General features: G+C 63.0%; 10 protein-coding genes, 3 tRNA genes and 1 pseudogene. 11 read left to right on the top strand and 3 right to left on the bottom strand.

Annotated elements, in window-relative coordinates; genetic code table 11:
- Window positions 1–19: 19 nt before the first annotated feature.
- Complete coding sequence (locus tag BM079_RS10055; protein WP_090133589.1) at window positions 20–340, bottom strand: putative quinol monooxygenase; 321 nt, start codon at window positions 338–340, stop codon at window positions 20–22.
- Between the two features lie 53 nt (window positions 341–393).
- Complete coding sequence (locus BM079_RS10050; RefSeq protein WP_090133587.1) at window positions 394–807, bottom strand: hypothetical protein; 414 nt, start codon at window positions 805–807, stop codon at window positions 394–396.
- A gap of 79 nt (window positions 808–886) precedes the next feature.
- On the opposite strand from BM079_RS10050, the gene BM079_RS10045 reads away from it, so the two are divergent.
- From BM079_RS10045 to BM079_RS09990, 11 genes and pseudogenes are all read left to right on the top strand, one after another.
- The gene (locus BM079_RS10045; RefSeq protein WP_090133585.1) at window positions 887–2701 is read left to right on the top strand and encodes a DEAD/DEAH box helicase; all 1815 of its coding nucleotides are present in this window, start codon (window positions 887–889) and stop codon (window positions 2699–2701) included.
- 185 nt (window positions 2702–2886) lie between these two features.
- Window positions 2887–3816 (top strand): pyrroloquinoline quinone biosynthesis protein PqqB, encoded by a 930-nt coding sequence (gene pqqB, locus BM079_RS10035; protein WP_245742957.1) that lies wholly within the window; start codon window positions 2887–2889, stop codon window positions 3814–3816.
- A complete protein-coding gene (pqqC, locus tag BM079_RS10030) occupies window positions 3813–4595 on the top strand; it encodes a pyrroloquinoline-quinone synthase PqqC (protein ID WP_245742955.1) in 783 nt (260 codons plus the stop codon). Before pqqB ends, pqqC begins: the two co-directional genes overlap by 4 nt.
- Window positions 4592–4879 (top strand): pyrroloquinoline quinone biosynthesis peptide chaperone PqqD, encoded by a 288-nt coding sequence (gene pqqD, locus BM079_RS10025; RefSeq protein ID WP_090133581.1) that lies wholly within the window; start codon window positions 4592–4594, stop codon window positions 4877–4879. Before pqqC ends, pqqD begins: the two co-directional genes overlap by 4 nt.
- Before the next feature lie 5 nt (window positions 4880–4884).
- Window positions 4885–6033 (top strand): pyrroloquinoline quinone biosynthesis protein PqqE, encoded by a 1149-nt coding sequence (gene pqqE / locus BM079_RS10020; protein WP_090134220.1) that lies wholly within the window; start codon window positions 4885–4887, stop codon window positions 6031–6033.
- Between the two features lie 63 nt (window positions 6034–6096).
- Window positions 6097–6981 (top strand): segregation and condensation protein A, encoded by an 885-nt coding sequence (locus BM079_RS10015; RefSeq protein WP_090133579.1) that lies wholly within the window; start codon window positions 6097–6099, stop codon window positions 6979–6981.
- Window positions 6978–7868: an SMC-Scp complex subunit ScpB gene (gene scpB / locus BM079_RS10010; RefSeq protein ID WP_090133577.1), complete on the top strand. Its 891-nt coding sequence runs from the start codon at window positions 6978–6980 to the stop codon at window positions 7866–7868. The genes BM079_RS10015 and scpB overlap by 4 nt, the downstream gene beginning before the upstream one ends.
- 10 nt (window positions 7869–7878) lie before the next feature.
- Window positions 7879–8715 (top strand): annotated as a pseudogene (gene rluB / locus BM079_RS10005) (23S rRNA pseudouridine(2605) synthase RluB); the annotation flags it as partial.
- Window positions 8716–9028: 313 nt separating this feature from the next.
- A tRNA-Lys gene (locus BM079_RS10000) sits at window positions 9029–9103 on the top strand.
- A gap of 46 nt (window positions 9104–9149) precedes the next feature.
- Window positions 9150–9224, top strand: a tRNA-Lys gene (locus BM079_RS09995).
- A 46-nt stretch (window positions 9225–9270) separates the two neighbouring features.
- Window positions 9271–9345 (top strand) — tRNA-Lys (locus tag BM079_RS09990).
- 88 nt (window positions 9346–9433) lie between these two features.
- Here the strand turns inward: BM079_RS09990 and BM079_RS09985 are convergent.
- Window positions 9434–10885, bottom strand: a complete 1452-nt coding sequence (locus BM079_RS09985) for a M48 family metalloprotease (protein WP_090133574.1) — start codon at window positions 10883–10885, stop codon at window positions 9434–9436.
- Window positions 10886–10892 lie beyond the last annotated feature (7 nt).

The raw sequence follows: 10892 nt of genomic DNA, 5'->3' as shown, positions 1-10892 counted from the left end.
CGGGATGGCCGCAGTGCGATCAGTTCTGCGGGCGCGCGGCCGGATGGAAAAAGCGTACTTTGGGGGCCTCTTCCAGCAGCGGCGCTGTGCCGTCCTTGAAGGGCTGGTAGTGCGGCATGGTCGTGTGCTTTTCAAAGGCGGCGCGGTCGGTGTAGACCTCGTGAAACACGACGGTGTTGCCGTTCTCTTCGGGGACCAGCACATCAAACTGATGGCAGCCGCTTTCATTGGCCAGCGACTCGTTGGCGTCATTGTAGGCCAGCGCCAGAAACGCATCGCGCTGGCCTTCCCTGACCTTGAATTCGGCCAGAACGACGAAGCCTTTATCGATCGCACTCATTGTGACTCTCCTGCAGCGTTGAATATTTCAAAATGGCACCGGCGCCTGCGGCGTCAGTGCACTCGGGGCGCCGGACCCATGCCCATGCGCTCGTGAAACTCTGCAACCGCGCTTCGCAGCAATTCCAGAAGTCCCGGTACCAGTGCGGCGCCCTGGTCGGGGCCTTCTACAAACTGCTCCACACTGACATGAACGGCTTCACCATGAATGACGACCTTGGCCGCCTTGATAGCGTTCATGACGTCATTGCCAATATCGAGCAGCTGGGCACGGTCGGTGGCAGCATCCGCCTGCCAGACACCGGGCAGCATCAGCTGAAAAAAGGCCGGCTCATCCTCGGCCACGACCAGTATGAACTCCAGATTGTCGAGCGTGATGCGCGCCGCATGGGTATCGATCGCTTCGATCTGGAACTCCATGGCGCCCAGGCTTTCAATGTAGTGCTCGATCTGTGTGTTGGCCTGCATTGTGCGCCTCTTCTGTCACCATGGGTGACGGGTTTTAAATGTCCAGCCGGTTCAGGCACTCAAGGATCAGTATAAGGTCATGTCCGCGTCTTTAACGACACCCCCGCAGCTGCGCCCCTATCAGCAGGAAGCCGTCGAGCGCGTCGTCGGCCATTTCCGCCAGAGCCATGATCCGGCGGTGGTGGTACTGCCCACCGGCAGCGGCAAGAGTCTGGTGATTGCCGAGCTGGCACGCATCGCCCGTGGCCGGGTGCTCGTGCTGGCCCACGTGCGTGAGCTGGTGGCACAAAACCACGCCAAGTACGAGGCCTATGGGCTTCGCGCCGATATTTTCAGTGCCGGGCTCGGGCGACGCGATGCGCAGCGTCAGGTGGTCTTTGGCTCGGTACAGTCCGTGATCAATGCGCTTGACGCGTTTGATGACGGTCAGTTCACGCTGCTGGTCATCGACGAATGTCATCGCGTAGCGCCCATGGTGGATGACAGCACGTCGGACAAACGTCGGCAGCCGCCTGGCAGCTATCAGCGTGTCATTGATCATCTGCGGGCGGCCCGGCCGGATCTCAAGGTGCTGGGACTGACGGCCACCCCTTACCGGCTGGGGCAGGGGTTCATCTACCATCGTCACTATCACGGCATGGTGCGCGGCGCGGAGACCGCCTTTTTCCGTGACTGCGTGTTCGAGCAGCCCCTGCGGGTCATGGTCAGGCAGGGCTATCTGGCCGAGCCCCGACGCATCGATGCTGCGGTGGCGCGCTATGACTTTTCACAGCTGACCCCGCGCGCCGGCGGTCAGTACGCCGAGTCCGATATCAACCGCGTGGTCAGCGGCCACCGGGCGACACCCGTGATCATCGAGGACGTCATGATGCACGCCCGTGACCGTCAGGGCGTGATGATCTTTGCCGCCACCGTGGCGCACGCCGAGGAGATCATGGGCTATCTGCCCGGGGATCAGGCCGCACTGGTGACCGGCACGACCGCCGGGCAGGAGCGCGAGCGCCTGATCGAGGCCTTCAAGGCGCGCCAGCTCAAATACCTGGTTAACGTGGCGGTGCTGACGACCGGCTTTGACGCGCCGCATGTCGATCTGATCGCGATTCTGCGCCCGACCGAGTCGGTGGGACTCTACCAGCAGATCGTCGGGCGAGGGCTGCGCCTGTCGCCCGGCAAGACCGAATGTCTGGTACTGGATTACGCCGGCAACCCCTGGGAGCTTTATGGGCCCGAAATCGATGCGCCGCGCCCTGATAGCGACAGTGAGCCGGTACAGGTCGAATGCCCCGAGTGCGGCTTTGCCAACATCTTCTGGGGCAAGCGTGACGGCGAGCTGGTGATCGAGCACTTCGGCCGGCGCTGTCAGGGGCTGGTCGACAGCGAGGGCGGCGAGCAGGCGCAGTGTGACTTTCGCTTTCGCTACAAGGTCTGCGAGCAGTGCGGCGCGCAGAATGACATCGCGGCCCGACGCTGTCGCCACTGTCAGGCGCAGCTGATCGATGCCGATGACAAGCTGCGCGATGCGTTAAAGCTCAAGGATGCCCGGGTACTGCGGGTCAGCGGCATGATGCTGGAGGAAAGCGCCAACGGACGCGGTCTGGCCCGTTTGAAGGTCACCTATGTGGATGAGGACGGCGCGACGCTCTCGGAGTGGTATGCGCTGGAAACGCCTGCTCAGCGAAAGGCTTTTTATCAGACCTGGCTCAAGGCGCATCTGCGCGCGCCGGGCAGCGACTGGCAGCCGACCACGATCGAGGACGTGATCGCCTCACGCCAGCGGCTGCGTCATCCGGATTTCGTGGTCGGTCGCAAGGTGGGGCGCTACTGGCAGGTGCGCGAGCGCCTTTTCGACTACGAAGGGCGCTATCGACGTGCCGACAGCGCCGAGGGAACCTGAAGAGGCCGTGTGACCCGTGGCTATTCTGTTAGAATAAGTATCGTTGTCGTTTGACAGCGCCATCCCCCGACATGATCCACCCGTGATCAAGGAGTCTTTCATGAGCTGGTCTGCACCCGAAGTCAAGGAAATCAGCGCTGGTATGGAAGCCAGTGTCTATCTGCCTGCCGATATCGAAATCGACATTGAAGAGTGATGCATCAGGTGCGCGACGCCTGCGCGTTCGCGTACTGGGGTCGGCCGCCGGTGGCGGCCTGCCTCAATGGAACTGCCGCTGTCGCGTCTGCCGGCTGGCCCGCACCGAACCTCAGCGCGTTGTACCGCGCACCCAGTCCTCGATCGCCGTCTCCATCGACGGTGAACGCTGGGCACTGATCAACTGTGCCCCTGAAGTATTGCACCAGCTGCAGCGTGAGCCGGCGCTTCAGCCCGGTCGCGATGACCGTCATACCCCGATTCAGTCGATTCTGGTCACCAACGGTGATGTGGACCACGTGGCGGGCCTTCTGAGCCTGCGCGAACGCTCACCGTTTCGACTTCATGCCACGCCGGAGATTCATGGCGTGCTGCGCGACAACCCGATTTTCAACGTCCTCGCGCCTGACTGCGTCGAGCGATGCGACGTGGCGCTCGACAGCCGCATCGAGCTGCTGCCGGGCCTTGCTGCCACGGTCTTTGCCGTGCCCGGCAAGACCGCGCTCTATCTGGAAGGCGATCAGGTAGATATCGGCGCCGAGGGTGAGTCCACTGTAGGCATCGAGTTCGACGTCGATGGCCGACGGCTTTATTACATTCCCGGCTGCGCTACCGTGACACCGCGCCTGGCGGCCCGGTTGGAAGGCGCCGCGGCGCTGCTGTTTGACGGCACTCTGTGGCGCGATGACGAAATGGTCCGGGCTGGCGTCGGTCAAAAAACCGGCCGGCGCATGGGGCACATGTCGATGTCCGGGGTTGATGGCAGCATGGCGGCGCTGGCAGAGGTCGGCATCAAGCGGCGCATTTTCATTCACATCAACAACACCAACCCCGTACTGATCGAGGACAGCGCCGAGCGGCGCGAGGCCGACAGTGCCGGTTGGGAGATTGCCTTTGACGGCATGGAGATCACGCCTTGAGTTCTCTGGATGCGCCCCTGAGCAACGTGACTGAACCGATGAGTGCCGAGGCGCTGGAAGCGCGCCTGCGCGAGATCGGCGAGGCGCGCTATCACCATCGCCATCCGTTCCAGCTGGCGCTGCAGGGCGGCGAGCTCGATCGCTGTCAGGTACGGGCCTGGGCGCTCAACCGCTATTACTATCAGGCAATGATTCCCATCAAGGATGCCACCCTGATGGCGCGTCTTGATGATCCGGACTGGCGGCGCGAATGGCGAAGCCGACTGGTGGATCATGACGGCGAGGCCCCCGGTGACGGCGGCATCGAGCGCTGGTTGAAGCTGACCGATGGGCTGGGCCTTGAGCGCGACATGGTGCGCTCGACCCGCTTCATCCTGCCGGCCACCCGCTTTGCGGTCGAGGCCTATACCCATTTCGTGCGCGATCGCACCCTGCTTGAGGCGGTAGCGTCCTCTCTGACCGAGCTGTTCTCGCCAAAGGTCATCGGCACCCGGGTATCGGGCATGCTTGAGCACTATGACTTCGTCGCCGAGGAAACGCTGGCGTATTTCCGTCCGCGTCTGACCCAGGCGCCCCACGACGCCGAGCGGGCGCTGGCCTATGTGCGCGAGCACGCTCGGCGCGCCGATCAGCAGCAGGCTGTACTGGAAGCACTGGTGTTCAAGTGCGATGTGCTCTGGACGATGCTGGACGCGCTGCAGCACGCCTACATCGAGGGCCATCGCCCGCCGGGCGCCTGGGACGGCGAATATGGTCTGATCGAGGGGGCCGCGCCTTGAGTGAGGGTCTCAACGATCATGCCGTAGTGCGTCTGCCCCGGGGTGTGCGCATGCGTCATGACGCCGCACGCGGCGGCTGGGTACTGCTGGCACCGGAGCGTATCTTTCAGCTCGATGAGATCGCGCATGCGATCATGAGCCGCGTGGATGGTGAGCGATCCGTGTCGCGGATCGTCGATGCGCTGGCCGCCGATTTCGACGCCGAGCGAGGCCGGATTCGTCATGATGTGCTGGCGCTTTTTCACGCCCTGATCGATCGGGGCGTACTGGAGGTCACCTCGTGAATGACATGACCACGGCCGGAGCCGGTATCGCGCCGCCCATGGGGCTTCTGGCCGAGCTGACCCATCGCTGTCCGCTGCAGTGTCCCTACTGCTCCAACCCTGTCGAGCTGGAGCGTCGCAGTGACGAGCTTGATACCGTCGGCTGGCAGCGTGTGCTGCGCGAGGCTGCCGAGGTGGGCGTATTGCAGGTGCATCTTTCCGGGGGCGAGCCGGCAGCTCGGCCGGATCTGGTGGAACTGGTCGAGACCTGCGCCCGGGAAGGGCTCTATTCCAATCTGATTACCGCTGGGGTCAGCATCACGCCCGAGCGATTGGCGGCACTGGATGACGCCGGGCTTGATCATGTGCAGCTCTCCTTTCAGGGGGCCGATGCTGCGGTTACCGAGCACGTGTCGGCCCTGCGAGGTGCCTTCGAGAAAAAGTGTGCCTTTGCCGGAGAGGTTCGAAAACGAGGGCTGCCGCTGACCATCAACGTTGTCATTCATCGCGCCAATATTCATCAGATCGAGGCCTTCATCGATCTGGCGCTGGAACTGGGTGCCGAACGTCTGGAGCTGGCGCATGCCCAGTACTACGGCTGGGCGCTGCATAACCGTGGGGCGCTGATGCCGAAGCGGGCCGAGGTAATGACGGCGCTGAGAACGGTCGAGGCCGCTCAACAACGGCTCAAGGGACGGCTGGCCATCGACTCGGTGGTGCCGGATTACTACGCGCGCGGCCCCAAGCCCTGCATGAACGGCTGGGGACGCCAGACGATCAACATTACCCCCTCCGGGCTGGGGCTGCCGTGTCATGCGGCACAGACCATCCCGGGGCTTGAATTCTGGAGCGTGCGAGAGCACGGGCTCGCCGACATCTGGTATCACTCGCCGGCCTTCAACGCCTTTCGCGGCACCGATTTTCTGCCCGAGACGTGCCAGAGCTGTGAGCGTCTCGACATCGATCACGGCGGCTGTCGCTGTCAGGCGCTGATGATGACCGGCGATGCGCGCCAGATGGACCCGGTCTGTCAGCACTCGCCCTGGCATGAGGAGATCCAGACGCTGACGCTGGAAGAGGCCGGGCGTGATGAACCCTTTGCCTATCGCCGCTTTGCCCGCACCCGCAGGCAGGCGCATCCGAATGCCGCAACACATCAGGACGCGGATGCCTGAAGCGGGCCACCCTGATAAACTGGCGCGATATCCCGTTTTGCCTGAGCCTTCGCGTCGCCTTCCATGACCCAATCCGGTGATTTTGACAGCCCGAACCCCGAGGTTGCTTCGGCCGTCATGGTCGGCGGCGAGCCGCTGCATGACATGCCGGAGGATCTCTACATTCCTCCGGAGGCGCTGCGTGTCTTTCTGGAGACCTTCGAGGGTCCGCTGGATCTGCTGCTGTATCTGATCCGACGTCAGAATCTCGATATTCTGGGCATCAATGTGGCGGCCGTGACCCATCAGTACATCGAGTACGTGGAGCTCATGAAGGCCAGCGGAATCGACCTGGCCGCCGAGTATCTGCTGATGGCCGCGATGCTGGCCGAAATCAAGTCCCGCACGCTGCTGCCTCGTCCGCCCCGCTCGGAGGACGATGACGACGAGGAGGACCCGACGGCGGCGCTGGTGCGGCGCCTGCAGGAGTACGAGCAGATCAAGCTGGCGGCACAGAATATCGATGAACTGCCGCGCCAGGGACGGGACTGGTATCAGGCCGAGGCAGGGCTGCCGGTGCTCGAGCCGCGCGTGCAGCACCCGGACGTTGAACTCTCGGAGCTGCTGGGGGCGCTGTCCGCTTTGATGCAGCGGGTCGATTTCAAAAAGGAGCACCAGATTACCCGCGAGGTGCTTTCGACCCGGGAACGAATGATGGCCATTCTCGAGCGCATCAGTGATGCGCAGTTCACTCCCTTTGAAGACCTGTTTGAACCAGAGGAGGGCCGTGCAGGGGTGGTGGTCACCTTTATGGCCATTCTGGAACTGAGCAAGGAGCGATTGATCGAAATCGTACAGAACGCGCCGCTATCGCCCATTCATGTTCGTGGTAAATCACCGTCGCAGGATGATGAGGAAGACACCCTCGAGCAGCCCTTTGAAGTGGATGACTCGGCAGGTGGTGCATGACGCTGCCGCTGGATCGTATTCTCGAGGGCGTGCTGCTGGCCGCCGGTGAGCCGCTGACGCTTGAACGGCTGGAAGCGGTATTTGATGACCACGAGCACCCCGGGCGCCGAATATTGCGGGACGCGCTGACCACGCTCGAGGCGCGACTGGAGCACAGTGCCCTGATGCTTGAGGAGACCGCCTCGGGGTTTCGTCTGCGCGTGCGCGATGAGCTCTCGCCCTGGGTGTCGCGATTGTGGGACGAGCGCCCGCAGCGCTATTCAAGGGCGCTGCTGGAGACGCTGGCCCTGATCGCCTATCGTCAACCCGTGACCCGGCCCGACATCGAAGAGGTGCGCGGGGTCTCGGTCAGCGCCTCGATCATGCGTACCCTGATCGAGCGCGGCTGGGTGCGGGTGGCCGGCCATCGTGATGTGCCCGGCCGGCCAGCGGTCTATGCCACCACTCGAGGCTTTCTGGATGATTTCGGCCTGCGCACGCTGGACGAGCTGCCGCCGATCAGCGCCGTGAAGGAGGGTGAGACCGTCGACTGGCTCGAACAGCTCACGCCAGCGCCTCATTCAGCAACGCCTGATGCCCTCGTAGCGTCGGAAGGCGATGGCGGAAACGCTGAAGATGTGCGCCCTGATGAGGGCAGCATGCCCAATGAAGACGCTGTCGATGACGGCAGCGGTAATACGGAGGAGGCGGTGAGCGATTCGCCCGCGGGTGAACGCCTGCTGTCCCAACACTCGTCGATCGAGGCACCGACGCCTTCCCGTCAGAGTCCGAGTCTTGATGAGATCGGCCAGCGACTGGCCGAGCGGCTGCGCGATAAAACCGATCGTGATCGCCCGGATACTGGGCTCGATGAGAGATCGACACACACCAGTGACCCTGAAGATTGAGACTTCGCTGATGAATACCGAAAAGCTGCAAAAAGTACTGGCCCGTGCCGGGCTGGGATCGCGACGCGAAATGGAGGCCGCCATCGGCGCCGGACGCGTGACCGTCAACAATGCGCCGGCAGGACTGGGGGATCGCGTCTCGGAAGAGGATCGCGTCACCTTCGATGGCCGTCCCGTCACCCTGACCTCGAGTCAGGCCTCGTCGCGTCGCGTCATCATGTATAACAAGCCGGAAGGCGAGCTCTGCACGCGCCGGGATCCGGAAGGTCGACGCACGGTATTCGAGCATTTGCCGCGTCTGTCCGGCGAGCGCTGGATTGCCATCGGCCGACTGGACATCAACACCAGCGGCCTGCTGCTATTCACCACCGATGGCGAGCTGGCCAATCGCCTGATGCACCCGTCGATGCAGATCGAGCGCGAATACGCCGTGCGAGTGATGGGCGAGGTGACCATGGCGCATGTGCGCGCCATGGTTGACGGCGTGATGCTGGAAGACGGTCCGGCGCGCTTTACCGATGTGCAGGAATTTGGCGGCGAGGGAATCAACACCTGGTTCCACGTCGTCATCATGGAAGGGCGCAACCGGGAAGTGCGCAGGCTGTGGGAATCCCAGGGCCTGACGGTCAGCCGGCTCAAGCGCGTACGCTACGGCAGCGTGTTTCTGGACAAGCGCGCGCGTGCCGGTGAATGGACCGAGCTGACCCAGCAGGAAGTGGACGATCTCTCCGAGCTGGCCGGGCTTGAAAAGCGCAAGGTGCCGGCGCTGACACCCGACGAGAAAAACCGCTGGAATCGCGACAAGAACAAGCGTCGCCCGGTACGCGGCGTCAGAACGCCGGAATCAGCTCGCCATGCCACGCAGGAGGGTGGCCAGCAGCGCTCGGAGCGCGACAGTGAAGAGGCGCGCCCCCTGACTGCCCATGAGCGTCGCAATGAAAAGCGTCGCGACCGCGACAGCTGGAGCTCCACGGCGCCGAATGGCAACCGCCGCTCGTCCGGCAAGGGGGGAAAGGGGCAGGAGCGTCGTGGTGATCATCAGAAGGGAAAAGCAGGCACGCCTCAGGGGCGAAAGGGCAGCGGGCGTCGTTAACGCCCTGAGTGTGCAATGGATGCTTGCATCGCAAATGCTTTCAAAGTAGTATTTGCGCCCGTCGAGCGGGTCGTTAGCTCAGTGGTAGAGCAGTTGGCTTTTAACCAATTGGTCGTAGGTTCGAATCCTACACGACCCACCATCTCGACAGACAATACGGCAGGTTTTTGATTGCCGGCAGAATTGTCGGGTCGTTAGCTCAGTGGTAGAGCAGTTGGCTTTTAACCAATTGGTCGTAGGTTCGAATCCTACACGACCCACCATCTGCTGCCGTTTTTGTCTCCGGCCTTTATCAAGTGCCCTGTTTTCGGGTCGTTAGCTCAGTGGTAGAGCAGTTGGCTTTTAACCAATTGGTCGTAGGTTCGAATCCTACACGACCCACCAGTTCTGAAAACGCCTCATCCTTATCCGGGATGAGGCGTTTTTGCGTGGGGCTGTCCCGAAAAATGGCCTGTCCTGAAAGGTGGCCGGTCTAGCGAAACTTCTCCAGCGTCTGCTGGTACTGACTGAAATCCTGGCGGCGCTCCCGGATGCGACTGGTCAGGGCATAGTCGCCGCTTCGCTGTGACGCTTTTTCGGCCATGTCGAGCTGCTGCAGGCCGCCCTCGATGTCTCCCTTGAGCTGAAGCTGTTCGGCCAGCGCCAGATGGCCCCAGTCCTCGCGATTGCTGCGTCCGGCAGCCTCGCTGAGCAGATTCCAGAGGTCCGGATCCTCGGCGTGCGTTTCGCTCAGGGTCCTGAGGCTTCTAAACGCCGTGCTCGGATTGATGCCCAGCTGCGCCTCGGCCTGGATAATCCGAGCCGGATAGTAGTCGGGCGTCAGGCGTAGAATACGCTCACAGCGACGAACGGCCTCCTCGCGGCGGCCGGCATCCAGCGCGGCATCGGCGGCGCTGGCCGGCAGCATCAGGATGTCGGGAGCCTCGCGGGCGAGCTGATCAAACGTCGCCAGCGCCTGATCGGTACGCTGATTGATGCTGTCGTTGAGCGCGTCCAGATAGCGCAGGGCGATCGGATGGGCGTGATCCTGCTCAAGGCGAATACGCACGGAGGCGGGATCGCTCATGTTCATGGCCAGCATGGCACGGGCCCGGGTCAGATCGTACTCGGGACCCGAGTCGCCATGGTTGCCGGTCTGATACTGCTGGGCCAGGCTGGTGGTGTTGCTCAGTCGCGACTGGGTCATGGGGTGGGTCAGCAAAAACTCGGGCGGCGTATTGCCCTGCATGCTCGAGAGTCGCTGCATGGTCGCAAACATGCGCGGCATGGCCATCGGATCCATGCCGGAGCGCGCCATGGCCTGCAGGCCCACCCGGTCGGCTTCCTGTTCATAGCGTCTTGAATAGCTCAACTGGCTCTGCATGGCGGCGGCCTGCGTGCCGGCCATGGTCGCCACGCCCAGATTGCCGCCACCGCCGGCGGCGACCAGCAGTCCGGCCAGCATGGCCGCCATGGTGGGCAGCTGGGCACGCTCGCTGCGTGCCATTTCGCGGGCGAAGTGGTGCTGTGACAGATGGCCCATTTCGTGTGCCAGTACCGAGGCGAAAGCGTCCTCATCGGGGGCCCACAGGAAAAGACCTGTATTCAGACCGATCACGCCGCCCGGTACGGCAAAGGCGTTGAGTGTGCGACTCGATACCAGCGTGACGATGGGGGAGACATCGCTCAGCTGGCTGTTGGGTACCAGCCGCGCCACCAGCGATTCGACGTAATTCTGGGTGATGGGGTCGCGCCACTGACCGACGTGGCCGCGAAATTCGCGCAGCCAGGCCCTGCCAAGTCGAAACTCTTCCTGGCTGCTGTAGCTTGCGCCGGCATCACCCAGTGCCGGAAGCTGGCTGGCCTGGGCTGTCAGCGGAGGGGGCAGCGTGCCAAGCAGCAGCGTCGCTGTAACGATGCATCGAAAACGCATATGCCTTGACATGACGTGC

Origin of the sequence: Kushneria avicenniae (assembly GCF_900112585.1) — a bacterium.
In the GTDB taxonomy this organism is placed as follows: Bacteria; Pseudomonadota; Gammaproteobacteria; order Pseudomonadales; family Halomonadaceae; genus Kushneria; species Kushneria avicenniae.
This window is presented reverse-complemented; position numbering and strand designations above follow the sequence as displayed.

Excerpts from the sequence above, each read along its gene's own strand:
- BM079_RS09985 (WP_090133574.1), bottom strand. The coding sequence starts at position 10,885 with ATGTCAAGGCATATGCGTTTTCGATGCATCGTTACAGCGACGCTGCTG.
- BM079_RS10045 (WP_090133585.1), top strand. The coding sequence starts at position 887 with ATGTCCGCGTCTTTAACGACACCCCCGCAGCTGCGCCCCTATCAGCAG.
- scpB (WP_090133577.1), top strand. The coding sequence starts at position 6,978 with ATGACGCTGCCGCTGGATCGTATTCTCGAGGGCGTGCTGCTGGCCGCC.
- BM079_RS10055 (WP_090133589.1), bottom strand. The coding sequence starts at position 340 with ATGAGTGCGATCGATAAAGGCTTCGTCGTTCTGGCCGAATTCAAGGTC.
- BM079_RS10015 (WP_090133579.1), top strand. The coding sequence starts at position 6,097 with ATGACCCAATCCGGTGATTTTGACAGCCCGAACCCCGAGGTTGCTTCG.
- pqqE (WP_090134220.1), top strand. The coding sequence starts at position 4,885 with ATGACCACGGCCGGAGCCGGTATCGCGCCGCCCATGGGGCTTCTGGCC.
- BM079_RS10050 (WP_090133587.1), bottom strand. The coding sequence starts at position 807 with ATGCAGGCCAACACACAGATCGAGCACTACATTGAAAGCCTGGGCGCC.